A 24,669-nucleotide genomic window follows, 5' to 3' on the forward strand; every position below is an offset into this window, starting at 1 on the left:
TTGAGTCACACAGCGGCGTGTTGCCTCATCCAGGCACCCGTATCGCAGAAATTACGATGGGCGGGTGCTGGTTGGGAATGGCCAGGCTGCAGCCGGCGCCAACACGGTTTTTGCTACAGGTGCGATAGGCGCCGATGGCTTGGCGACAGGAGCTGCCTTCTTCGGTGCGGCCTTTTTAGGCGCGGCCTTCTTGGCTGCTGGCTTGGCTGCCACGGCGGCTGGTGCCGCTGGAGCTGCTGCCGGCGCTGCGGCTGGTGCGGCTGCCACGACTGGCGCTGCAGCTGGCTTGGCGGCAGGTTTCGCTGCGGCTTTCGCTGCCGGCTTGGCGGCAGCTTTTGCTGCTGGCTTCGCTGCTACCTTGGCTGCTGGCTTGGCTGCAGGTTTTGCTGCGACCTTGGCGGCAGGTTTCGCTGCTGCTTTGGCTGCCGGCTTGGCTGCGACTTTCGCTGCTGGCTTGGCTGCTACCTTGGCTGCTGGCTTCGCTGCCACCTTGGCCGCAGGTTTGGCTGCCGCTTTCGCTGCTGGCTTCGCTGCCACCTTGGCCGCTGGCTTGGCTGCAGCTTTTGCTGCTGGCTTCGCTACTGCCTTGGCTGCTGCTTTGGCCGCTGGCTTGGCTGCGGCTTTGGCGGCCGGCTTGGCTGCTGCCTTGGCGACGACTTTTTTCGCTGCTGGCTTGGCTGCCGCCTTGGCGGCCGGTTTCGCTGCTGCCTTGGCTGCAGGTTTCGCTGCGGCTTTTTTCACTGCTGGCTTGGCTGCTGCTTTTGCTGCTGGCTTCGCTGCTGCTTTTGCCGCTGGCTTGGCTGCTGCTTTTGCTGCAGGTTTCGCTGCTGCTTTGGCGGCCGGCTTGGCTGCTGCCTTGGCGACGACTTTTTTCGCTGCTGGCTTGGTTGCTGCCTTGGCTGCAGGTTTCGCTGCAGCTTTTTTCACCGCTGGCTTGGCTGCTGCCTTGGCCGCTGGTTTTGCTGCGGCTTTTGCTGCTGGCTTGGCGGCTGGCTTGGCGGCTGGTTTGGCTGCGGCTTTTTTCGCGACAGGTTTGGCTGCTGCCTTGGCTGCAGGTTTCGCTGCAGGTTTCGCTGCGGCTTTAGCTGCTGGCTTGGCGGCCGGTTTTGCTGCTGCCTTGGCCGCTGGTTTCGCTGCGGCTTTCGCTACTGGCTTGGCAGCCACTTTTGCTGCAGGCTTGGCTGCGGCTTTGGCGACTGGTTTGGCGGCTGGTTTTGCTGCGGCTTTGGCAGCTGGTTTAGCGGCAACCGTCTTCGCTGCGGCTGCCGGCTTCTTCGCGGCAGGAGCAGCCTTGGCGGCTGGTTTCTTTACTTCTGATTTCTTAGCGGCTGTTGCCATTTGTCTCTCCTTCATCTGAGATGAGAAATTTAAGCTACAAGATTTAAACCCGTCCGACCCACCACAGGGATAGGCCAGGCGAATTATTCATCGGCACAAACGGTCGTTTGCGCTAATGAATTCGGCACCAGCTGAACTGCTGCAACTCCTCACGTTTGCAGCACTTCAGCCATCGTCGGTGCCACCCTGCTTTATCTCGCAGCTGGTGGCAAAGTCTGAATTCGGTCATTCGTTTTCGATGCCGTGCGTTTTTTCGCTCCTCGCATCGCGCTCGCCACAACACCCATCCGTCAAATAAAAAACCGCCATGCCTGAAAAAATTCGGGCACGGCGGCAGACGAAAACGGTGTGGTTTTGTGCATATCCGTGTAAATCTGTATCCCTGTTTTGCGAGGTTTTTTCGCTACCGCGCTGGTTAAAAAACCCCGCATTCTAACGCTCGCATTTGCAATCTCATAAAGTACACGAAAACCTTGTCAATGCGCAACCGGCACGACACGTTTTCGCCCGCTTTTTTGCACGTTACGCGTGCTATCGCACAATCGCGCGGCAAATGCCGCCGCCAGCGTCTCCGGAAATGATTTTTGGGGCCCGCGATGCGGCCATTCGCGGCAGCCGAAAATCCTGCTGCAAACCTCGTCGCATGACGCGATGAGGCACGCATTTTTCCGCCGCCATGCTGACGAAAAAAAAGCGCCGTCTCGATGACGGCGCTTTTGGGCGTTGACTGAAAAAGGGTTACTCCCAGTTCAGCGCACCACCGGTTTGATACTCGGTCACGCGCGTTTCGAAGAAGTTACGTTCCTTCTTCATGTCGATCATTTCGCTCATCCACGGGAACGGATTTTCTTCCTGGGCGAACAGCGGCTCGATGCCGATCTGCTGCGCGCGGCGGTTGGCGATGAAGCGCAGGTAGCCCTTGAACATCGGCGCGTTCAGACCCAGCACGCCGCGCGGCATGGTGTCTTCCGCGTACGCGTATTCCAGTTCCACGGCCTTCATGAACAGGTCCTTGATCTCTTCACGGAAGGCGGCCGTCCACAGCTGCGGGTTTTCCATCTTGATCGTGTTGATCAAGTCGATGCCGAAGTTGCAGTGCATCGATTCGTCGCGCAGGATGTACTGGTACTGCTCGGCCGCGCCCATCATCTTGTTCTGGCGGCCCAGCGCCAGGATCTGCGTGAAGCCGACGTAGAAGAACAGGCCTTCCATCAGGCAGGCAAACACGATCAGGGATTTGAGCAGCTTCTGGTCATTTTCCACCGTGCCGGTGACAAACGCCGGGTCGGTCAGGGTGTTGATGAACGGAATCAGGAATTCATCCTTGTCGCGGATCGACTTGACTTCGTTGTAGGCGTTGAAGATCTCGCCTTCGTCCAGGCCCAGGGATTCGACGATGTACTGGTAGGCGTGCGTGTGGATCGCTTCCTCGAACGCCTGGCGCAGCAGGTACTGGCGGCATTCCGGCGCCGTGATGTGGCGGTAGGTACCCAGCACGATGTTGTTGGCGGCCAGCGAGTCGGCCGTCACGAAGAAGCCCAGGTTGCGCTTGACCAGGCGGCGCTCGTCGTCCGTCAGGCCGTTCGGGTTTTTCCACAGCTCGATATCGCGCTGCATGTTCACTTCCTGCGGCATCCAGTGGTTGGCGCAGCCGGCCAGGTATTTGTCCCACGCCCACTTGTACTTGAACGGCACCAGCTGGTTGACGTCCGTCTTGCCGTTGATGATGCGCTTGTCGTCGGCATTCACGCGGCGCGCGACTTGCTCGGCGTTCGCTTCGGACGGCTCGGCACCGGCCGGCAGGTTCAATTCGGTATTACCCAGTGGCGCTTGCTGCGCCGGACGCGGCGCAGCTGCCGACGTGGTTTCATCATCCCATGACAACGACATATTCTTCTTCCTTTCCATGCCGGCGAACCGGCGATCCGCAACAGGCCCGTTGTATCGGACAATGCGGACATTGACAACATTGAATCAGCCCGACCGTGCCGGGCTGACAACTAAAATTTTACTGGCAGGCTTCGCATTCCTCAAAGCCATCGTCACCCGGACGCAGGTAGCAAGCTTCGCCATCGGCGTCGTCCGCTGCCGCTGCCGCTGCCACTACCGGTGCCACGGCCACTGCTGCTGCCGCCACGACCGCCGCCTGGGCGCTCTGCGCGCTGGCCGACATGCCGCCATCGACTGCCACGGCGTTCAGGGCGCCCGTCTTGGAGGTCGATTTCTCCATGTGGGTAGCGGCGATGGTACGCAGGTAGTAGGTGGTTTTCAGGCCACGCAGCCATGCCAGCTTGTAGGTCTCGTCCAGTTTCTTGCCCGATGCGCCAGCCATATAGATGTTCAGCGACTGGGCCTGGTCGATCCACTTCTGGCGACGCGAAGCCGCTTCCACCAGCCAGCTTGGCGACACTTCAAAGGCGGTGGCGTAGATATCGCGCAGGTCTTGCGGGATGCGGTCGATCTTCACCAGCGAGCCGTCGAAGTACTTCAGGTCGGAGATCATGACTTCATCCCACAGGTCGCGCGCCTTCAGGTCGCGCACCAGGTAGCCGTTGATCTCGGTGAATTCGCCCGACAGGTTCGATTTCACGTACAGGTTCTGGAATGTCGGCTCGATACAGGCCGAGACGCCGATGATGTTCGAAATCGTCGCCGTCGGGGCGATCGCCACGCAGTTCGAGTTGCGCATACCGAACTTGGCGATGCGCTCGCGCACCGGTGTCCAGTCCATGGCCGACGAGGAATCGACTTCCAGATAGCCGCCGCGCTCTTCAGCCAGCAGCTTGACCGAGTCCTGTGGCAGGATGCCACGGTCCCACAGCGAACCGGCATACGATTCATAGCGGCCGCGCTCTTCGGCCAGTTCCGTCGACGCCAGGTAGGCGTAGTAGCAGACGGCTTCCATCGAGGTGTCGGCAAACGATACGGCGGCGTCCGAGGCGAACGGGATACGCATCATGTGCAGGCAGTCCTGGAAGCCCATCACGCCCATGCCGACCGGACGGTGGCGCATGTTCGAATTGCGCGCCTTGTCGACGGCGTAGTAATTGATGTCGATGACGTTGTCCAGCATGCGCATGGCGGTGCGGACGGTCTTGGCCAGCTTGACGTGATCGAGCTTGCCTTCCTTCATGTGCGCCGGCATGTTCACGGAACCGAGGTTGCAGACGGCGATTTCATCGCTGCTGGTGTTCAGGGTGATTTCCGTGCACAGGTTCGAGCTGTGGACGACGCCGACGTGCGACTGCGGGCTGCGGATGTTGCAAGGGTCCTTGAACGTGATCCATGGGTGGCCCGTTTCAAACAGCATCGACAGCATCTTGCGCCACAGGTCCAGCGCGGCGATCTTCTTGAAGACGCGTATTTCGCCGGCGGCGGCCTTGGCTTCATAGCCCACGTAAGCCTGTTCAAAAGCCTTGCCGACCTTGTCGTGCAAATCTGGCGTGTCCGACGGCGAGAACAGGGTCCATTCGCCTTTTTCCATGACGCGCTTCATGAACATGTCGGGAATCCAGTTTGCCGTGTTCATGTCGTGCGTGCGGCGGCGGTCGTCGCCCGTGTTCTTGCGCAGGTCGAGGAATTCCTCGATATCCATGTGCCAGGTTTCCAGGTAGGCGCAGACGGCGCCCTTGCGCTTGCCGCCCTGGTTGACTGCCACGGCCGTGTCGTTGACCACTTTCAGGAACGGCACGACGCCTTGCGACTTGCCGTTGGTACCCTTGATGTGGGCGCCCAGGGCGCGCACTGGCGTCCAGTCGTTACCCAGGCCGCCGGCGAACTTGGCCAGCAGCGCGTTGTCCTTGATGGCGTCGTAGATGCCTTCCAGGTCATCCGAGACGGTGCTCAGGTAGCACGACGACAGCTGCGAGCGCAGGGTGCCCGAGTTGAACAGAGTCGGGGTCGAGCTCATGAAGTCGAACGAGGACAGCAGGCTGTAGAACTCGATGGCGCGCGCTTCGCGGTCCGCCTCGTTCAGCGCCAGGCCCATGGCCACGCGCATGTAGAACGCCTGCGGCATTTCGATGCGCACGTCCTGGATATGCAGGAAGTAGCGGTCATACAGGGTTTGCAGACCGATGTAGCCGAATTGCAAGTCGCGGTCGGCCACGATGGCTTTGGCCAGGCGTTCCAGGTCAAAGTTGGCGAGTACCGGGTTCAGCAGCTCGGCGGCGATGCCCTTGGCGATGTATTGCGGGAAATACGTCAGGTACTCGGCGGCAGCGGCCGCTTGCGGCACTTCCTTGCCGAACACTTCCTTGCGTACCGTGTGCAGCAGGATGCGGGCCGTGACCTGGCTGTAGGCCGGGTCTTTTTCCATCAGCGCGCGCGCTGCCAGGATGGCCGACTTGTGCAGCTCTTCGACGGGCACGCCGTCGTACAGGTTTTTCACGGTTTCGGCCAGGATGGCGTCGGCATCGACGTGCTTTTCCAGGCCGGCGCAGGCGGCGTTGATCAGGTCGCGTACTTCCTGCATGTCCAGCAGGCGGCGCACGCCGTTGTCGGTCACGTTCAGTTGTGGTGCGGAAACTTGCGCGGAGGCGCCTTGCGCTTCCTTCTGCAGACGGCGCTCTTCCATGTGCTTGGCGCGGTACAGCACGTAGGCACGCGCCACGTCGTGCTCGCCCGAACGCATCAGCGACAGTTCCACCTGGTCTTGCACGTCTTCGATATGGAAGGTGCCGCCGCCCGGGTGGCGGCGCACCAGCGCAGTGACGACGCCGTCGGTCAATTGTTCCACCAGTTCGCGGATGCGGGCCGAGGCTGCGCCCTGGCCGCCGTTAACGGCCAAAAACGCCTTGGTCATGGCGATGGCGATCTTCGAAGGCTCAAATGCCACCACCGCGCCGTTGCGGCGGATGATGCGATAGTCGCCCAATGCCGCGCCCGTGCTCGCCACGCTGTTGGCCGCGCCTGGCGCTGGCGATACTGGCGTTGGATGGATGGAAATATCTTGTGGTGATTGCATTGAAGCTCCCGTTGTCAGCTAAAGTCAGCCTGCAGTTTTGCTGCCGCGTGTGTTGTTGAATAGAACGCCCGATGGTCAGGGTTTCTTCAGGTATTTGTTGCTAAATAGTAAATTCATAGTGCATAAAACAGGTCAGTATCCATCTCGCCACACCGCACTGCCCGGCTGGCGCAAAACACGATCAAGGGTGATAAACCGCCAGTTCCAGTGCTTTATCAGCAATCCGGGTAGCTTTGACAATAATTCTGAAAACGTCTGTGATGGCACTACATATAGTCTTTACATCCAACTTCTGCACTAATTGTAGTACCCATCGAAGGGCGATGCAATAGTTTTCCGGCATCCGTCGGCGTAATTTTTTGTATTTTCATATACGATTTCGGTTGACTTTTCAGGGCATGGATGGGAAGCCCAATCCACGCGAAGTAAGCGCTAACGCAGCTTGTCCGCTCAGGGTTTCCAGCCAGCATTCTTGATAGAAATGCCAGTCAAAAAACGGCCCCGGATCCGTCTTCCTGCCCGGCGCGATATGCTCGTGGCCGCGCACCTGGGACAGCCCGTAGCGCGCCACCAGCGCCGCCGTCAGCGCCGCCAGCACATGATATTGCCGCCGCTGGAACGGCACATCGTCCGCACCTTCCATTTCGATACCGATGGAATAGCCATTGCACTGCGGGCGTCCTTCGAAGGCGGACGCGCCCGCATGCCAGGCACGTTGATCAGCAGAAACATATTGCAACAGCGCACCATCGCGCCGCACAAAAAAGTGCGCCGACACCTGCAGGCCACGCAGGTCGGCGAAAGAAGGATCGGCATTATAATCTACCCGGCCCGTAAACAAGTCCGACACATGCGGCCCGCCAAAGCGGCCACCCGGCAAGCTGATGTTATGGATCACCAGCAAATCGACTTGCGCACCGTCCGGGCGCGCATCGCAGTACGGCGAGTCATAGCGCAGCGCGCCGTCGCACCAGCCGTCTTCATCTATCGTCCATGCACTCATCAAGTAGGGTTTCCTGTATCGTCAATTTCTGCATGCGGTAACGCAACTGGCGCACGCTCAGGCCCAGCTGGCGCGCCGCCCGTGCGCGGTGGTAGCGCGCCTGCACCAGCGCCAGCATGATCATGTCGCGCTCGGCTTGGCGCAAATACACGTCCAGCGGCAAGACCTTGGCCACGCCATACGCTGCCATGCCGGGCAGACACTGTTGCCGCTCGGACACAGCCGGCATGGCCGGCGCCGCCCGCAAGGGCACGTTGCCCGCCGCGGAGGGCAAGGCCAGCCCATCGAGCGCGATCACGCCGCCATCGGCAAAGGCCAGCGCCCGTTCCAGCACGTTTTCCAGTTCGCGCACATTGCCGGGAAACGCATATGCGGCCAGGGCCGCCAGCACCGGCGGCGCCAGGCTCACGACCCGGCGCGGCGACAGGCGCGCGAGGATCACCTCACATAATACCTGCAGATCGCCGCGCCGTTCGCGCAGCGGCGGCAGCGCCAGCTCGATCACATTCAGGCGGTAAAACAGGTCCTGGCGAAACGTCCCGGCGGCCACGCCGCGCGTCAGGCCATGCTGGCTGGCGCACAGGATGCGCACGTCGACGGCTTCGTCAGTACTGCCACCCAGCTTGCGCACGCGGTGCTCTTGCAGCACGCGCAACAGTTTCACCTGCATGGCCAGCGGCAGATCGTCGACTTCGTCGAGCAGCAAGCTGCCGCCGTGGGCCGCCTGGAACAAGCCCTGGCGCTCGTGCAGCGCACCCGTATAGGCGCCCGGGCGGCAGCCAAAGAATTCCGCTTCCATCAGCGCTTCGGGAATGGCGCCGCAGTTGACGGCGATAAACGGAAAACTGGCGCGCGCGCCCTGCGCATGGATGGCGCGCGCCGCCAGTTCCTTGCCCGTGCCCGATTCGCCGCGGATGGCCACCGGCGCGCCGCAGCGGGCGATGCGGCCGATCTGCGCGCGCAGCGCCTGCATGGGCAGCGAGTTGCCGCTCAGTTGCGGCGCCGGCGGCATGCCGGTGACGGTCGGCGGGATGGAACGGGGGCTGGGACGGGACATGGTGAGCGCGCCTTTCTGCAATGGCGGCGACGAACCGCCTGCTGCAGATGCTACGCCGGACGGATGCCGGAGGACGTTACGATACGGATGAGCAACGCACGCGCGCCTGCGAACCGCCCCCTACAGCGTGGCGTGCGCGTGGCTGCAGTAGTCGTGGCCCTTGGCCTGCACGTTTTCCGAGGCCGGGTAGTACACGCCGCAATGGGCGCAGCACAGCATCAGCTCGGCATCCGGCAATTCCTGCGGCCGCACAGGCGGCGTAAACGGATTCGGCCGCTGTTGCTGTTGCGCACGAGCCCGCTGCTGCATGCCACGGATCTTGCTGCGGATAGCGAACAGCACCAGGAACACCAGCGCCAGCCAGAATAAAACACGTGTCATGCGAATCCTCGGTGTAAAACCACTTCCAGTACAAAACGGCTGCCGACATAGGCCAGCAGCAAGGTGGCGAAACCGGCCAGGGTAAAACTTAGGGCCGTCTTGCCGCGCCAGCCGCGGAAGCGGCGGCCTGCCAGCAGCGAGGCAAACAGCAGCCACGACAGCATGGTAAACACGGATTTGTGATCCCAGTTGAGCGCCTTGCCAAATAATTGCTCGGAGAACACGATGCCCGACAGCACGGTCAGGCTGAGCAAAATAAACCCCAGACCGATCATGCGGAACAGCAACTTTTCCATCGTCAGCAGGGCTGGCAACTGGTCCAGCGCGCTGCCGATGAAGCCGCGGCTTTCGCTGCGCGTGTGCAAACGCGATTCCTGCAGCGCCATCAGCACGGCGTGAAAGGCGGCAATCGTCAGGGTGCTGTAGGCGAGCACGGCGACGGCAATATGCCAGCCGAAGACGGCCGACTTGCCTTCCATGCTGACCTGGCTGCCAGGAAAGGCCCAGGCCAGGCCAATGGCGATGACGGCGCTGGGCATGACCATGCGGCGCAAGCCGTCCAGACTGAAATTGCGGTTCTCTATCCAGTAAGCGCCTACCGAGACCCACAGCGCGGCCGACAGCATGGCGGAAAAACCGAAGCGCAATGTGCCCGGCGCCATCAGGTCGAACCACAGGGTAGCGGCGTGCGCCAGCCAAGCGACGCCGGTCAGGCCGGCAATAAGCCGGGCACGGGACGAGGGAAGCACCGCGCACACCGCATACAACAGGGCGGCGATGAAAAAGAAATAGATCTGCATAGTTTAAGTTTACACCATAGCCGACAAGCGCGATTCAGGCGACAGCCCGGGTGACAGGCACGACGCCGTCATCCAATGCCGCAAGCCTGCCATGATATCGCGCCTGAGGCATGACGGGGTGGCGCACCCTCAAGATTTCGGCAATCTTTCCTGCGACACACTGTCGCCGCGCTGCGGGTATGTTGCCACCCTGATTAGCCAGTCCTATAATTATGTCCACAAAGTAATATTTATCCACCCTGACGCCACCGCCCCCCGTCATGTCTTTTCTAAAATTGTCCTGGACCTGTCTCTTGCTGGCCGCCTGTACTATATTAGGCGGCTGCATGAAAGATGCACCTTCCCAATCCACGTACGAGGAATACTTCCGTACGTCCATCCAAAGCTATGATCTGTACAAACAGTACTTCGACATCGCGAAGCTGGAAAAGCTCAATGGCTGGAAAGAGAACGAACAGTACGAAATCAAGGGCTCGGCCGTGCTGCGCGCCAAGGTGGGCTACCTGGAATTGCTGGCCGACGTGGCCGACAGGCTCGAAACAGAGGCGAAGACGGATGGCTCCGTGGGCATGACCATGGGCCTGGGCCTGATGGCGCGCGGCATGGGCGGTGAAAACAAGGTTTTCCGCGAATTCTGGGCGCAGCAGCAGGAAAAGAAGGCGATTCCCGCGCCGCTGCTGGCGCGCCAGGCGGCGATGACGGCCGAACGTTTCGAGAACCTGATGCAGTGGTCGGACCAGATCGTGCAAGACAATTACGGCGCCATCATCAGCCGCCAGCTCAAGAAAGGCGACGAGCTGACGCGCATCTACACGCTGAGCTTCCGGCAGACGGAAAAAGGCTGGATGGGCTTTAACGCCCGCTAAAGGCAACCCGCCACAAGCTCCGCACCAGCACTGGCGCGGAGGTTTTTTCATGGTTTCCTGATTTACTTCACATTCAGGCTCTTTTTCGCCTGCTCCAGCAAGTCCGTCTTGACCCAGTCCCTTGCCACGGGCGGCTTGCTCATGCGGCCCACGCCCGTTTTCACCATCACATCGGTGGTCACCTGGATATGCTCGGGCGAGATGTCATACGAATACGGCGAATTGCTGATCGCGTCGTCGAAGTCGTCCTTCGTGATCTGGCCGCGGAACACCACTTCGCGCACATACTTTTCCGCCGTCGCCTTGTTGTCGATAAAGGCCTTGGTGGCTTCGACGAAGCAGCGCATGAATTTTTCCGCCACGGGACGGCGTTCCTTGTAAAACTTTTCCGTCATCACCATGGTGCGCACGGGTTCGCCGATCGGCGTGTCGTACGGCTTGATGACTTCGGTGCCGAAACCCTTGTTGATCGCCTGCGACGATTGCGGCTCCGACTGCATCATGGCGTCGATATTCTTGCCCATCAGCGCCTGGTTCAAGTCGGCGTAAGCCAGGAACACCAGTTGCACATCCTTGCCCTTGGTTTCGGAATACGTCAGGCCCGCCTGCGACAGCTCGGCCAGCAGCAGCACTTCCTGGATGCCGCCGCGCGTCACGCCCACGCGCTTGCCCTTGAGTTCCTTGACGTTGGCGATCTTTTGCCCGGCGCCCGCCACCAGGCGCGCGCCGCCCTTGGCAAAACCTGCCACCACATAGATGGGTGCGCCGCCGGCGCGGCCGGAAATGGCCGCTTCGGAGGCCGTCGCCCCCACGTCCAGCTCGCCAGCGATAATCGCCTGCATCACGTCGAGGCCCTTGGCGAAGACATGCTCCTCGACCTTGATGCCGCACTTGGGCGCGATTTCCTTGATGTACGACACGGCGCCGTAATGGGCGAACTTCAAATTGCCCAGGCGCACGACTTCCTGCGCCTGTGCCTGGACAGCGCCCATGCCGAAGGCCAGCATGAGGGCGGCGGCAATACCGGTCTTCAAGGTTGATTTTTTCTGCATCGGGTTCTCCTGTGGTGGTTGGTGTGTGCCCGCAAGGGCATAAAACACGGCGCTTTTATTATGAGGAGATAGTACCGTGTGTTGGAGCCAGGGCAACATTTTTTTTGCCGGCAGCCACGCTGCCGGCGTTATCACTACTGCCCCGCCAGCGCCACCACCGGATCGAGCCCCGACGCCTTGCGCGCCGGCATGAAGCCAAACACCAGCCCCGTCACCACGGCGCAGGCAAAGGCGCCGCCGACGGCGCTGAGCGAAAAGATCACCGGCACGTCCCATACCAGCAGCAAGCCGGCCACCGTCACGCCGACCACGATGCCGGCCACGCCGCCCACCACCGACACCAGCACGGCTTCGGTGAGGAACTGGCGCAGAATGTCGCGCCGGCGCGCGCCCGTCGCCATGCGAATGCCGATTTCGCGCGTGCGCTCGCGCACCGTCATCAGCATCACGTTCATGACGCCGATGCCGCCCACCACCAGGGAGACTGCGGCGATCAGGCTGAGCATCACGGTCATGTTGTCCTGCGTCTTCGCTTCGGCGGCAATCGACGCGGCCGCGTTGCTGATGCCGTAGTCGCGGATGCGGTGGCGCTCGAACATGGTGGCGTCAACCGCCGCCTCCACCTCCGTCACGCGCTTGACGTCAGCCACCGCCATGACGGTGTACGTCGGCTCGCGCTGGCCGAAGACGCGGATGCCGGCCGTGGAAAACGGCAGCAGCAGCACGTCGTCTTCATCCTTCTCGCCCGTCAGCGCGCCCTTCGCGCTCATCACGCCGATCACCTGGAACGGCACATTGCCGATCAGGATGCTCTGCCCCACGGGATTGGCCACGTCGGGCATCAGCTTTTCCGCCAGATGCGCGCCCAGCACAGCCACGGTGGCCATCTCGCGCTCGTCCTCCTCGGTAAAGAAGCCGCCCTTGGCCACCGGCCAGGTCTGGATCTGCGGCAGGGCCGGCCCCGTGCCCCGCACATAGGTCTGCACATCGAGGTTGCCATGGCGGATCACCTTGTTGCCCGTGACATTCGGCAGCACGTGGGTGATGCCCGGCACGTCCTTGAGCGCATCGAGGTCGGCCAGGGTGATGCTGCGCCCGGGGATGCGCGAGCTTTCGCCGCGCGACGCCATGTACAGCAGATTCGAGCCGAACGCGCCCAGCTGCGCCATCACCTGCTGGCGCGTGCCCAGGCCGATGGCCAGCATGACGATCACGGAAGCGACGCCGATGACGATGCCGAGCAGGGTCAGGCCCGTGCGGAAGCGGTTGATCCACAACACGCGCCAGGCGGCGCGCGCCGCATCGAGCAATTCCGTGCCCAGCGACGCACCCGTGTCATGGGCGGCGCGCGACATGTCCAGCGGCGGCAAGGCCGTCGACGTGGCAGGGATGGCGACGGCGCCCGAGTCTGCGACGATTTCGCCGTCGCTGATCTCGATCACCCGGCGCGCCTGGGCCGCCACCTTGCGGTCATGCGTAATCAGAATGATGGTGTGGCCCGCGTCGGCCAGTTCGCCCAGCAGGGCCATGACTTCGGCGCCGCTGCTGCTGTCGAGCGCCCCCGTCGGTTCATCGGCGAGGATGATGCGCCCGCCATTCATCAGGGCGCGGGCGATCGACACGCGCTGCTGCTGCCCGCCCGACAACTGGTTCGGCCGGTGGTCGAGCCGCTCGCCCAGGCCCAGGCGCTTGAGCAGCGCTTCCGAGCGGGCGTGGCGGGCGCTGGCGGGCATGCCCGCGTACAGGGCCGGCACTTCCACGTTTTCGCGCGCCGATTCTGTGGCGATCAGGTGATAACCCTGGAAGACGAAGCCGAACGCTTCGCGCCGCAGCCACGCCAGTTCATCGGGATTCAGGCTTGCCACGTCCTGGCCGGCGAAGCGGTAGGTGCCGTCACTGGGCCGGTCCAGGCATCCCAGCAAATGCATCAGGGTCGACTTGCCGGAACCGGACGCGCCGACGATGGCGACGAATTCGCCGGCGCCGATCGACAAGGTCAGGCCGCGCAACACTTCCACGGCCGGCGCGCCGTCATGGCCGCCGTAGCGCTTACGGATGCCCTGCAGTTCAATCAGGGGAACCGGCTGGCCAGGTTCCCCTGGCTGCCCCAGCGACCTGGCCTCGCTCATGGCGCTCACAGCTGGAACCTGCTGCTGCCGCTGCCGGCCGGCTGCTCGCCCGTGACCAGCAATTCGCCTTCGCGCAAGCCTTGCAGCACTTCCGCGCTGAGGCGGTTGCGCACGCCCACGGTGACGGTGCGCGTATCGACCTTGCCGTCCGCATCCATCACGCGGGCCGTAAACTGCCCCGGCTTGGCACCCTCTTCCTTCGATGGTTTCAGGGCCGGCAAGGGCACGGCCAGCACATTGTTCGCCGCGGCCGTGACAAACACCACTTGCGCCGTCATCTGCGGCATCAATTCGCCATCGGCGTTATCCACGTCGAACAGCACCGTATATAAAATCACCTTGCTGGTCGACGGCGCCAGGGCCGTGCCGGCGGAAGAACCGCCTGGCACCGGCGGCGCCGGCAGCACTTGCCGCACCTTGCCGCTCCAGCGCCGCTGGTCGCCGCCCAGGGTGGTGAAATACACGGGCATGTCCGGACGCACGCGGCGCACATCCGCTTCCGACACTTCCGTCCACACGGTCATGGCCGACAGGTCGGCGATGCGCAGAATATTCGGCGTCTGGTACGTGGCGTTCAGGGTTTGTCCTTCCTTCGCGTCCAGGCCCACCACCTTGCCGGCCATGGGCGCGTAGATGCGCGTATAGCCGAGGCGCGCCTCGTCCGCCTTCAGGCTGGCCTGGGTCTGGTCGATCTGCGCCTTCAGGTGGTCGATCTTGGCGCCGGCCGAGGCCAGCGTGGCTTCGGCCGTTTCCAGGTCGGCCAGCGGCGTGGAATCGAACTTGGCCATCTGCTTCTGGCGCACGTGCTGCTGGCCCGCCAGGCGGTGCTGCGCCTGCTGGTCGGCCAGCTGCGCGCGCAAGCCCGCCAGGGCGGCGCGGCCCGCATCGACCGTGGCTTGCTGTACGCTGGGGTCGATCTCGGCCAGCAACTGGCCTTTTTCCACGGCGCTGCCGGGCTGCACGTGCAGGCGCGTGATCTGGCCCGACACCTGCGCGCCCACGTCGACATAGGTTTGCGGCTGCAGGGTGCCGATGGCCGTGACGCTGGCCTCGATATTGCCGCGCTTGACGGGGGCCGTGTCGAACACGGTTGCCGGGCCGCGCGTGGCCCACAGTGCGCCGGCGCCGAACAGCGCCAGCAAGACCACGCCGCCCAGGATACGGGTACGGCGGGAAGGCAGGCGGGCCGCCATCAGGCAGCCGCCTTGGATGAAGTCAAAACGAAATTACAAACGTCAAACGGTGTCGCCAGGCGTGAAAAGTACATCGGTCTATCCTTGAAAATGGCGGTGAAGATCACCGCAGGAACGTCACAAGACCTGCCAGCGCGGCGACGGCTGCCAGCAGGGAACTACGAAACAGCAAGCGGGGGGCATACGGCAGCAGCAGGGCCACCAGCAGTGCGCCCACCCCGATGAATCCGAGCCAGGCGACCACGCCGACGGTGGCGCTCCAGCCGGCCACGCAAGGCCAGATGGCCAGCGCCAGCAACAGCGCGCCAGCCAGTTGCAGCGCGCGCCGCACGTTCGGCGCCGCGTCCCTTCCCCAGACCTGGCCATGGTGGCGGTCCATCGCCAGGGACAGGCTGGCCATGCCCGCATACGACAGGCCCAGCGCGCACAGGATGGTATTGATCATGACTGTCCCTCCGTATTGACTTGCAGGCTGGCAGAGGGCGCAGCGCTTTCCCTGGCGGCAGCCTTTTTCACCGGCTTTTCCTTGCGCTTGTGGACTTTCCACGCGCCCCAGGCGGCCAGCAGGCCGAAGGCCATGCTGCCCAGTTCCACGCCGGCGCTTTCCCAGTCGCCGCGCGCAATCTGCGCCGCCAGGTTGTCGCCCGTGCTCAGGACATTCAGGATGGGCAGCAGCAGGCACAGGGCCGCCAGCAAGCCCAATTGCTCGATCCACGCGCGTTTTTCCGCGCGCAGGCAGGCGTGCAACAGCATCAGGAACCAGACGCCAAAGAAGGCGCGCACTTCCCAGCCGGCACGCTGCTCGATGCCGACGGGGATCAAGCGGTTGGCCCACAGGAAGCCCACGCAGGCGATCGCCAGGCCGGCGATCGCCGCCACGTTCAGGCATGCGATGACGCGGTACACGCGCTGCGTGTAGGCGCCGAACTCGCCGCCGGACTTCTGGCGGCGCTTGACCATGAACAGGATGGCGCCCGTGCCCATCATGGCCGTGCCGGCCAGGCCGCAGAAGAAATACAGCCAGCGCATGGGAGTGCCGCCAAAGCCGACCATGTGCAGGTTCGACATGACGGAGCGCGTCAGGCCCGCGCCGCCCGTGTCCGACTTGCCCGGCAGGCGCACGGCGACCTGTTCTCCCGTGGCCAGCGCATAACAGGCCCTGCCCGAATTGGCGCTGAGGCGCGTGAGCAGTTCCGTGTCCTCATTCCAGCCGTACATGCACACGCGCATGGAGGCATCGTTCGGATTGTCCAGCACCACGGCGCGGATTTCCTGGCCGATGGCCTGTTCGGCGCGCAGCGCGAACGATTCCAGCGCGGGAATGGCCAGCGGCTGGCCCGACCGCGCAGGCTTGCCCGCATCGTTCCAGTCGGCCAGGAAGGCTTTCTTGGGATTGTCCATGCCGTATTGCGCCGCCACGGGGGCCGGCACATAGTCGTCGCTGAAGAATGCCAGGCCCGTGTAGGCGATCATGAACTGGAACGGCAGCGTCAGCACGGCCACCGCGTTGTGCGCGTCGAGCCACGAGCGCTGACCCTTGGCCGGGCGGAAGGTGAAGAAATCCTTGAAGATGCGCTTATGCGTGATGACGCCGCTCACCAGCGCCACCAGCATGATCATGGTGGTGATGGCGACGATCCACACGCCGATGCGGCCCGCGTGCAGTTCGTAGTGGAAATCGACGAAATGGTGGCCGCCGATGGTTTCCCGTTCCGTTGCCTCGCGCGCATGCTCGATGACGGCGCCCGTCAGCGGATCGAGGTCCGCCGAGCCATAGCCGCCGCTGGGCTGGAACCAGTAGGCGGACAGGCCATGGCCGGGACGCTGCACGGGCCAGATTTCCCACATGTCCGCCTTCGGGTGTTCCTTCCCCATGAAGTCGAGCGCCAGCTCCAGGCGGTGCGCGCGGTCCGTGACCTTCGGCAGCGGCGGATCGTTCGCGTGCGCTGCCTCGGCCAAAGCGTGCTCGGGCGTCATCCAGTGGCCGATCGGGTCGTCGAAGACGGCCAGGGAACCGGTCAGGAAGATGGCAAACAGCAGCCAGGAAATCCACAGGCCGCTCCACGTATGCAGCCAGGCCATGGCCTGGCGCAAGCCCCCCTGCTGCGGCGTTTTCACCACTTTGCTTGCCTTGACGGCGTTCATGCGGCACCTCGCGACAGCAGCATGCCGATGCCGCCGCAGACGATGGCCGGCAGCAGCATGCCGAGCCAGGCGCGGCGCAGGTCTTGCACGGCAAAGACCCAGATCACGGCGCAAGTGTAGACGACGAAGGCGCTCAGGGTCGCCGTCAGCACGGCTTCGGCGCGCGACAGCGGCAGCACGACCGACAGCAATACGGCCACGCCGGACGTGAGCGCATAGCCGCCAAAGATGGCGGCGAGCACGCGCGAGAACAACATCATGTTGGCCGATTTCATCATCGCGGCACTCCTGGGTATGGCTGTTGTGCCGGGCGGCAGACCTTGTACATCAGATGCATCACACTGCGTCCTTCCATTTGGGTTGATCGTGGCGGCGGCACGCAGCGGCATGAAACCGGGCAGCGTGGCGCCTTGTATGGGTACTGGATATTGAGTCTCTTAACTACAGGTGCCGCGAGAATCGAAAACGGGCAGCCCGATTGAACATTATTTTTTATTGCAAGGGCTATGGCGCCGGTTCGACGCTGACCCAATACCGCGTGCGGCTGCGCACCTGCACGGGCAGCGAGTTGGGCAGCATGTTCAGGATGCGCTGGGTGTCGGCCAGCGGGAACACGCCCGACAGGCGCAGCTGGGCGACTTCCGGCGCGCAATGAATCACGCCGGGGCGGTAGCGGGCCAGGTCGGCCAGGAAATCGCCCAGGGTCACGTCGTCGACGATCAGCTGCCCGTGCGACCAGGCGTGCGCATGTACATCGATGGCGTGCGGCGCATCCGGCGCATGGCGGGAAAATGCCGTGCCGCGCCCGGCCGCCAGCAACAAGGGCGCACCGATATCGTCGCGGGGACGGATTTCAACGGCGCTTTCAAATACGTCCACGGTGCTGTAGTCATCCTGCTGGCGCACGGCAAAGCGCGTGCCCAGCGCGCGCACCCGGCCTTCGCGCGTGACCACCACCAAAGGCGCGTCGCTGCCGGCGCCGTGACCGCTGGTGACGAGGACCTCGCCGGCCAGCAACTCGATCAGGCGGTGGCTGGCGTCGAAACGCACGTTCACGGCCGATCCCGTATTCAGGCTGAGCACGCTGCCGTCGGCCAGCGCCACCACGCGCCGCTCACCCGTGGCCGTGCGGTAGTCGGCACGCAGGGCGCGCACGCCATCCCAGACGCCCGTCTGCGCGGCCAGCATGCCGCCGCCGGCCGCCACGCCCAGCCACGCCAGCACCTGGCGCCGCTTGCCGTTGACAGCTTGTTGCTGCGTACCGGCCAGCGCCTGCGCGGCCGCGCCGCGGTGCAAACCGTTGAAGCGCTGCGACACCGCTTCGATATGCTGCCAGGCCCGTTCGTGTTCCGGGTCGGCCCCGCGCCAGCGCTGCCAGGCGGCGTGTTCCGCCTTGCTGGCCTGCTCCGACATCAGCACCGTCAGCCACTCGGCCGCCTGCTGCTGCACCTCTGCGCGGATGGCTGCCGCGGCTGCGGGTTCTGCCACCGTGCTCATGCTGGCAGGGAGAAAAACACCTGGCGATTGGCCCGCGTCAGATATTGCTTGACCGAGCTGGCCGACACGTTCAGGCGCGCGGCGATCTCGGCATAGCTGAGGCCTTCCAGCTGCGCCAGCAAGAACGCCGTGCGCACGGGCGCAGGCAAGCCGTCGAGGGCCTGGTCGATTTCCTGCAAGGCTTCCAGCGCCAGCAGCCGCTCCTCGGGCGCGGGCGCCACGTCGGGCGGCAGGCAGGCCAGGGCCTCCAGATAGGCGTCTTCCAGCACTTGCCGGCGGTAGCGGTGCGCCACCAGGCGGCGCGCGATGGTGGCCAGAAAAGGCCGCGCTTCGCGGATCTGCGGCGCGGAATCGGCCGTCAGCACGCTGATGAAAGTGTCTTGCGCCAGGTCCGCCGCCTCGCCCGCATTGCCCGCATTGCCCAGCTTATGCCGCAGCCAGCCCTGCAGCCAGCCGTGATGGCTGCTGTAGAGCGCGTGCAGGTCTTGTTGCTGTGCAAAATCGGCAGCCGACATGGCATCCCTTTCCGCTCAGGCGTGCGGTGCCCGAGAATGTAAATAAGAATTATTCTCATTTTAACCGCGCAATGCCTTTCATGCAATCGCGGCATTGCCAGAAATACCAACTAATTCAAAAGCAGGCCAACCGCCAGGCGATGCAGCGCAGGACCGCCAGCCACCCGCGATAAGGTAAAATGACGCCCATCGTCCGGCTTGCGCCGCCCACTCCCAAGCTTTTCATTGCAGGTTCATCATGCTAGATAATCTCACCCAACGGCTTGCCAAAGTCGTCAAGACCATGCGCGGCGAGGCGCGCCTGACCGAAGCGAACACCGCCGACATGCTGCGCGAAGTGCGCCTGGCGCTGCTCGAAGCCGACGTCGCCCTGCCCGCCGTGCGCGAATTCATCGCCAAAGTCAAAGAAAAAGCCATGGGCGAGGATGTCATTTCCTCGCTCACGCCAGGCCAGGCCCTGGTTGGCGTGGTGCAGCGCGAGCTGGCCGCCCTGATGGGCGCCGACCTGGGACCGGAAGCGTCGCAGATCAGCTTTGCCCAGCAGCCGCCCGCCATCATCCTGATGGCCGGTTTGCAGGGTGTGGGTAAAACCACCACCGTCGGCAAGCTGGCGAAGTACCTGAAGGAAGAAAAGAAGAAGAAAGTGCTGACCGTCTCGGCTGACGTCTACCGTCCCGCCGCGATCGCCCAGCTGCAATCGGTCACCGCCCAAGTGGGCGCCGACTTCTTCCCGTCCACCAGCACGGACAAGCCCGTCGATATCGCCCTGGCCGCGCTGGACTGGGCGAAAAAGCATTACCACGACGTGCTGATCATCGATACGGCGGGTCGCCTCGGTATCGACGAAGAGATGATGCGCGAAATCGCCGCCGTCCACGGCGCCGTGAAACCGATCGAAACCCTGTTTGTCGTCGACGCCATGCTGGGCCAGGACGCCATCAACACGGCAAAAGCCTTTAACGATGCGCTGCCGCTGACCGGTATCGTGCTGACCAAGCTCGACGGTGACGCGCGCGGCGGTGCGGCCCTGTCGGTGCGCCATATCACGGGCAAACCGATCAAGTTTGCCGGCGTCTCGGAAAAACTCGACGGCCTGGAAGCGTTCGACCCGACCCGCATGGCCAACCGCATCCTCGGCATGGGCGACATCCTCGCCCTGGTGGAAGAGGCGCGCAAGGGCGTCGACAGCAAGGCGGCGGCCGACCTGGCGCAAAAAATCAAGGTCGGCGGCAAGTTCGACATGAACGACTTCAAGGCGCAACTGGGTCAGATGAAGAAAATGGGCGGCATGGCCAACCTGATGGACAAGCTGCCGGCCCAGTTCCAGCAGGCGGCAGGCGGCAAGAACATGGATCAAGCCGACAAACAGGTACGCCGCATGTGCGGCATCATCGACTCGATGACGCCGCAGGAACGCGCCAAGCCTGAACTGATCAAGGCCACGCGCAAGCGCCGCATCGCCGCCGGCGCCGGCGTGCAAGTGCAGGAAGTGAACCGCATGCTGACGCAATTCGAGCAAATGCAGACGATGATGAAGAAATTGTCGGGTGGTGGCATGATGAAGATGATGCGCTCCATGAAGGGCATGATGCCCGGCATGAGGTAGTGGAAGGCTTCAAAATCCGCTGCGCGGGGCGCTTTGCGGCCGGCGATGCTCACCGTACTTCAGTACGGTTGCGCTTCTCGGCCACAAATCATCCCCGCTCGCTGTGATTTTGAAGGCCTTTTTTACGCCGCGTGAGACGTAGTTCAAGTCAAGAAACACCGTTATAAAATCATGCCGGATTGCATTTTCATGTGTCCGGCATCATTACTTCCCTCCCCCGCAGTCCCCCTCCCCGCATAGCCAGCAACCATGCCATTTACGGGCAAAAACGCCGTTCTGCGCTCCCAAGCGGTGCGCCTGGGCGACAGCATTGCCATTTCCCTGCTTTTTCCTCGTGAAAACGTGAAAAACACTTGCATACAAGGTAAATCCACACCAATATTAGCCGTGCGATTAATTGCGCAATTTCCCATGTGTTTGTTAAGGAGGCTCGAAGATGGCAACAGCCAAAAAAACCCCAGTAGCAGCGCCAGCCAAAGCAGCAGCAGCCAAGCCTGCAGCCGCCAAGAAAGCAGCACCCGCAGCCAAGGCAGCAGCTAAACCAGCAGCGGCGAAGAAAGCGGCAGCACCGGCAACACCACGCAAGCCAAACGCAGCATTCATGAAAGCAATGACGCCATCGAAAGATCTGGCCGCCGTTGTTGGCGCAGCACCGCTGCCGCGCACGGAAGTGACCAAAAAGGTATGGGATTACATCAAAAAACTCGATCTGCAAGATCCGGCCAACCGCCGCATGATCAATGCGGACGACAAGCTGAAAGCAGTTTTCGGCGGCAAAGCCCAAGTCTCCATGTTTGAAATGACGAAACTGATCTCCGATCATTTGAAATAAATCAGATACGCGCCGGCTTCAACAGCCGAGCGAGTGCCCCGCCGCATCACTGCGAGCGGGGCATTTTTTTGCCTGCGGTTCAACTGGCTGGCTTGAATTCCCACTGCCGCCACGCCGCCCGCACGGCATTCGGGTACTCGGCCCGCCCCCGGCTGCCGTTGTAGCGCCCCAGCGCCAGGTACAAATCGCCCTTTTCCATATCCAGGTACATGCGCAGGATCGCGCAGCCATAGCGCAGATTCGTCTGCATGTGGAACAGCTTGCTGCGGTCGCTGTCGCCGATGACACCTGTCCAGAACGGCATCACCTGCATGTAGCCGCGCGCGCCGGCCAGCGAGACGGCATATTTGCGGTAGGCCGACTCCACCTGGATCAGGCCCAGCACCAGGGCCGGTTCCAGGCCCGCGCGGCGCGCTTCATACCAGACCGTTTCCAGGAATTCCGTGCGCAGCTGCGCATCCGGCAGCTTGCGCTGCAGGCGCGACGACATCTGCGCCAGCCATTGCTGGTAGCGCTGCAAGTCGGCGGGAGTGGCAAATTTGGGTTGCGGCGGGCGTTCGTCGCGGATCGCGTGCGACAGCGCCAGGCGGACGGAGTCGGCCAGCGCCTCCTCCTTCTGGTTGCCGGCCTGCGCCGGAGAGACGCAGGCCAGGCAGGCGGCCAGCGCGAGCGCGCCAGCCGTTTTACTTACGGATATACGCTTCACTGCGCCATTTTGCCCTGGATGAAGGCGACGATCTCGTCCGGCGCCACGCCGGTTGCTTCCGCATCGCGGCGGCCCTGGTATTCCAGCTTGCCTTCTTTCAGGCCGCGCTCGCCGATGACGATGCGGTGCGGCACGCCAATCAGTTCCCAGTCAGCAAACATGGCGCCAGGGCGCAAGCCGCGGTCGTCGACGATGACATCGACGCCAGCGCCTTGCAGGGCCGCGTACAGCTTCTCCGTCTCTTCCTTGACCAGTTCGCTGCGGTCCATGCCCATCGGGCACAGCACGACCTCGAATGGCGCGATCGACGCCGGCCAGATGATGCCCTTGTCGTCGAAGTTCTGCTCGATGGCGGCGCCCAGGATGCGCGTCACGCCGATGCCGTAGCACCCCATCTGCAGCGGCGCAGGCTTGCCGTTTTCATCGAGGAAGGTGGCTTTCATGCTTTCCGAGTACGCCGTACCCAGCTGGAACACGTGGCCCACTTCGATGCCGCGCTCGATGGCGAGCGTGCCCTGGCCGTCCGGCGAAGCGTCGCCGGCGACGACATTGCGCAAGTCGGCCACGATGGCAGGCTCGGCCACGTCGCGGCCCCAGTTGGCGCCCGTGTAGTGGAAACCGGCGTCATTCGCGCCGCAAACGAAGTCGCTCATGTGGGCAACCGTGCGGTCCGCCACCACGGTGACGGGCGCTTGCGTGCCGATCGGGCCCAGATAGCCGGGAATGGTGCCGTAGACTTCCAGGATTTCCGCTTCCGTCGAGAAACGGTGACCGGCCAGGCCGGCAACCTTGCCCACCTTGATGTCGTTCAATTCATGGTCGCCGCGCAGCAGCAGCATGAAATGCTGTTTCGTGACTTTTTCATCCTTGCCAACGGTTTCCACCGTCAGGGCGATGGTTTTCACGGTCTGCGACAGGGCTATGCCCAGCAGGGCAGCCACGGTTTCGCACTTGACGGTGTCCGGCGTGGCCGTTTTCGTCAGCGCCTGGCTTGCTGCCGGGCGCTCGCCCGCTGGCGGCAGCGCTTCGGCCGCTTCCATGTTGGCCGCGTAATCGGAGGTCGGGCAGTACACGAGCGCGTCTTCCCCGGTGTGGGCGATGACGTGGAATTCATGCGAACCGGAACCGCCGATGGCGCCGTTATCGGCTGCCACGGCGCGGAATTGCAGGCCAAAGCGCGTAAAGATGCGCGTGTAGGCGTCAAACATGACCTTGTACGACGCTTGCATGCCGGCCAGGTCGCGGTCGAACGAGTAGGCGTCCTTCATGGTGAATTCACGGCCGCGCATCAGGCCGAAGCGTGGGCGGCGCTCGTCGCGGAACTTCGTCTGGATGTGATAAAAGTTCAACGGCAACTGGCGGTAAGACTTGATTTCCGTGCGCACGACGTCCGTGATGACTTCTTCCGATGTCGGCTGGATCGCGTATTCGCGGCCGTGGCGGTCTTTCACGCGCATCAGTTCGTCGCCCATCTTGGTCCAGCGGCCCGTCTCTTGCCACAGTTCGGCCGGCTGCACGAGCGGCATCAGCAGTTCGATACCGGCGGCTTTGTTCATCTCGTCACGGATGATGGCTTCCACCTTGCGGATCACGCGCAAGCCCATCGGCATGTAGGTATAGATGCCGGAACCGAGGCGTTTGATCATGCCTGCACGCATCATCAATTGGTGGCTGACGATTTCCGCGTCAGAAGGTGCATCTTTAAGTGTGGAAATAAAAAAACGGGAGGCGCGCATAACGGTGAATTCTTTTTAAAAAGAGAGGGTTATAATCAACCTAATTTTAAAGGATTAGCTGGCTGATGCGTCCATACTTTACACAAATGCGCTCAATTGGTGCGATTCCGGCGCTTTTCGCACCCCGAAAAGGTCACCGGCTTGCGAAGTTGTGGGTAATTATGTAAAAAAGGATGCACTGTCGCAGAAAGTTTGAGGTGCATTATGCTCGACCGTGAAGGGTTTCGGCCCAACGTCGGCATCATCCTGCTAAACGCCCAGAACGAGGTGTGGTGGGGCAAGCGGGTGCGCGAGCACTCATGGCAGTTTCCGCAAGGCGGTATCAAATATGGCGAAACACCGGAACAAGCCATGTTTCGCGAACTTGAAGAGGAAATCGGACTCAGACAGGAACACGTCAAAATTGTCGGCCGCACCCGCGACTGGCTGCGCTATGAAGTGCCAGACCACTTCATCAAGCGCGAGATTCGCGGCCATTACCGTGGCCAGAAGCAGATTTGGTTTCTGCTGAGAATGTGCGCGCGCGATAACGACGTCAATCTGCGCCTGACCGACCATCCGGAGTTCGACGCCTGGCGCTGGCATGAATACTGGGTCCCGCTCGATGTCGTCATTGAATTTAAACGCGATGTCTACCAGCGCGCCTTGCAGGAGCTGTCCCGCTTCCTGACCTGGCCCGTGCATGGCAACGCACAGCAAGCGCACCGCCACACGTCGCGCTACCTGCGCCAGCCCCATGCGCCACGGGCGCAGGATGGGGCGGCACTGGCCAAGCCTTGCGACGGCATTGCCGCCGAAGGGTGTACGCCGGAGCTGATCTTGCCGGGCAAGGGGTAGTCCACCGCAA

Annotated in this window: 22 protein-coding genes; 6 read left to right on the forward strand and 16 right to left on the reverse strand. The window is 62.8% G+C overall.

Annotated features, from left to right (window positions below):
• Positions 1-221 precede the first annotated feature (221 nt).
• Positions 222-1,085, forward strand: a complete 864-nt coding sequence (locus VPH40_RS14075; protein WP_328573724.1) for a hypothetical protein — start codon at positions 222-224, stop codon at positions 1,083-1,085.
• A complete protein-coding gene (locus VPH40_RS14080) occupies positions 1,046-1,357 on the forward strand; it encodes a hypothetical protein (protein ID WP_328573725.1) in 312 nt (103 codons plus the stop codon). The genes VPH40_RS14075 and VPH40_RS14080 overlap by 40 nt, the downstream gene beginning before the upstream one ends.
• Positions 1,358-2,076: 719 nt before the next feature.
• Here VPH40_RS14080 and VPH40_RS14085 read toward each other — a convergent pair.
• From VPH40_RS14085 to VPH40_RS14110, 6 genes are all read right to left on the reverse strand, one after another.
• Positions 2,077-3,228: a ribonucleotide-diphosphate reductase subunit beta gene (locus tag VPH40_RS14085; protein WP_071322017.1), complete on the reverse strand. Its 1,152-nt coding sequence runs from the start codon at positions 3,226-3,228 to the stop codon at positions 2,077-2,079.
• Positions 3,229-3,346: 118 nt separating this feature from the next.
• On the reverse strand, positions 3,347-6,304 hold the full coding sequence (locus tag VPH40_RS14090; RefSeq protein ID WP_328573726.1) for a ribonucleoside-diphosphate reductase subunit alpha: 2,958 nt from the start codon (positions 6,302-6,304) through the stop codon (positions 3,347-3,349).
• Positions 6,305-6,695: 391 nt separating this feature from the next.
• A complete protein-coding gene (gene ampD / locus VPH40_RS14095; protein ID WP_328573727.1) occupies positions 6,696-7,307 on the reverse strand; it encodes a 1,6-anhydro-N-acetylmuramyl-L-alanine amidase AmpD in 612 nt (203 codons plus the stop codon).
• On the reverse strand, positions 7,285-8,364 hold the full coding sequence (locus VPH40_RS14100; RefSeq protein ID WP_328573728.1) for a sigma-54 dependent transcriptional regulator: 1,080 nt from the start codon (positions 8,362-8,364) through the stop codon (positions 7,285-7,287). The genes ampD and VPH40_RS14100 overlap by 23 nt, the downstream gene beginning before the upstream one ends.
• Positions 8,365-8,484: 120 nt before the next feature.
• Entirely contained in the window at positions 8,485-8,745 is a 261-nt protein-coding gene (locus tag VPH40_RS14105) for a PP0621 family protein (protein WP_077408507.1), read from the reverse strand.
• The gene (locus VPH40_RS14110; protein ID WP_305058736.1) at positions 8,742-9,545 is read right to left on the reverse strand and encodes a cytochrome C assembly family protein; all 804 of its coding nucleotides are present in this window, start codon (positions 9,543-9,545) and stop codon (positions 8,742-8,744) included. The genes VPH40_RS14105 and VPH40_RS14110 overlap by 4 nt, the downstream gene beginning before the upstream one ends.
• A 326-nt stretch (positions 9,546-9,871) precedes the next feature.
• On the opposite strand from VPH40_RS14110, the gene VPH40_RS14115 reads away from it, so the two are divergent.
• On the forward strand, positions 9,872-10,411 hold the full coding sequence (locus VPH40_RS14115; protein WP_099666515.1) for a hypothetical protein: 540 nt from the start codon (positions 9,872-9,874) through the stop codon (positions 10,409-10,411).
• Between the two features lie 62 nt (positions 10,412-10,473).
• Here VPH40_RS14115 and VPH40_RS14120 read toward each other — a convergent pair whose 3' ends face one another.
• The 8 genes from VPH40_RS14120 to VPH40_RS14155 all read right to left on the reverse strand — a co-directional run bounded on the left by VPH40_RS14120 (position 10,474) and on the right by VPH40_RS14155 (position 18,942).
• Entirely contained in the window at positions 10,474-11,463 is a 990-nt protein-coding gene (locus tag VPH40_RS14120; RefSeq protein ID WP_442906644.1) for an ABC transporter substrate-binding protein, read from the reverse strand.
• Positions 11,464-11,597: 134 nt separating this feature from the next.
• Positions 11,598-13,592, reverse strand: coding sequence for a MacB family efflux pump subunit (locus tag VPH40_RS14125; RefSeq protein WP_328573729.1), 1,995 nt, complete (start codon positions 13,590-13,592; stop codon positions 11,598-11,600).
• A 5-nt stretch (positions 13,593-13,597) separates the two neighbouring features.
• Positions 13,598-14,785: an efflux RND transporter periplasmic adaptor subunit gene (locus tag VPH40_RS14130; protein ID WP_305054021.1), complete on the reverse strand. Its 1,188-nt coding sequence runs from the start codon at positions 14,783-14,785 to the stop codon at positions 13,598-13,600.
• Between the two features lie 103 nt (positions 14,786-14,888).
• Positions 14,889-15,230, reverse strand: a complete 342-nt coding sequence (locus VPH40_RS14135; protein WP_289900285.1) for a DUF3325 domain-containing protein — start codon at positions 15,228-15,230, stop codon at positions 14,889-14,891.
• Positions 15,227-16,930, reverse strand: a complete 1,704-nt coding sequence (locus tag VPH40_RS14140) for a PepSY-associated TM helix domain-containing protein (RefSeq protein ID WP_328573730.1) — start codon at positions 16,928-16,930, stop codon at positions 15,227-15,229. Before VPH40_RS14140 ends, VPH40_RS14135 begins: the two co-directional genes overlap by 4 nt.
• A complete protein-coding gene (locus tag VPH40_RS14145; protein ID WP_328573731.1) occupies positions 16,927-17,208 on the reverse strand; it encodes a hypothetical protein in 282 nt (93 codons plus the stop codon). The genes VPH40_RS14140 and VPH40_RS14145 overlap by 4 nt, the downstream gene beginning before the upstream one ends.
• 226 nt (positions 17,209-17,434) lie before the next feature.
• Positions 17,435-18,427 carry a FecR domain-containing protein gene (locus tag VPH40_RS14150; RefSeq protein ID WP_442906645.1) on the reverse strand — a complete coding sequence of 331 codons (993 nt, stop codon included), beginning with the start codon at positions 18,425-18,427 and terminating at the stop codon, positions 17,435-17,437.
• Positions 18,424-18,942 carry a sigma-70 family RNA polymerase sigma factor gene (locus VPH40_RS14155; RefSeq protein ID WP_328573733.1) on the reverse strand — a complete coding sequence of 173 codons (519 nt, stop codon included), beginning with the start codon at positions 18,940-18,942 and terminating at the stop codon, positions 18,424-18,426. The genes VPH40_RS14150 and VPH40_RS14155 overlap by 4 nt, the downstream gene beginning before the upstream one ends.
• Positions 18,943-19,180: 238 nt before the next feature.
• On the opposite strand from VPH40_RS14155, the gene ffh reads away from it, so the two are divergent.
• Both ffh and VPH40_RS14165 read left to right on the forward strand, forming a co-directional pair.
• On the forward strand, positions 19,181-20,548 hold the full coding sequence (ffh, locus tag VPH40_RS14160; protein WP_034746567.1) for a signal recognition particle protein: 1,368 nt from the start codon (positions 19,181-19,183) through the stop codon (positions 20,546-20,548).
• A 436-nt stretch (positions 20,549-20,984) separates the two neighbouring features.
• The gene (locus VPH40_RS14165) at positions 20,985-21,380 is read left to right on the forward strand and encodes an SWIB/MDM2 domain-containing protein (RefSeq protein WP_071650146.1); all 396 of its coding nucleotides are present in this window, start codon (positions 20,985-20,987) and stop codon (positions 21,378-21,380) included.
• A 79-nt stretch (positions 21,381-21,459) separates the two neighbouring features.
• On the opposite strand, the gene VPH40_RS14170 is transcribed toward VPH40_RS14165, so the two are convergent.
• Both VPH40_RS14170 and VPH40_RS14175 read right to left on the reverse strand, forming a co-directional pair.
• On the reverse strand, positions 21,460-22,086 hold the full coding sequence (locus tag VPH40_RS14170) for a lytic transglycosylase domain-containing protein (RefSeq protein ID WP_099666507.1): 627 nt from the start codon (positions 22,084-22,086) through the stop codon (positions 21,460-21,462).
• Positions 22,083-23,822 (reverse strand): proline--tRNA ligase, encoded by a 1,740-nt coding sequence (locus VPH40_RS14175; RefSeq protein WP_251350261.1) that lies wholly within the window; start codon positions 23,820-23,822, stop codon positions 22,083-22,085. Before VPH40_RS14175 ends, VPH40_RS14170 begins: the two co-directional genes overlap by 4 nt.
• Positions 23,823-24,026: 204 nt before the next feature.
• Between VPH40_RS14175 and VPH40_RS14180 the strand changes: the two genes are divergently transcribed.
• Positions 24,027-24,659: an RNA pyrophosphohydrolase gene (locus VPH40_RS14180; protein ID WP_076566319.1), complete on the forward strand. Its 633-nt coding sequence runs from the start codon at positions 24,027-24,029 to the stop codon at positions 24,657-24,659.
• Positions 24,660-24,669: the final 10 nt, after the last annotated feature.

The sequence above is a fragment of the Janthinobacterium sp. P210005 genome (genome assembly GCF_036231865.1).
Classification (GTDB): Bacteria; Pseudomonadota; Gammaproteobacteria; order Burkholderiales; family Burkholderiaceae_D; genus Janthinobacterium; species Janthinobacterium kumbetense.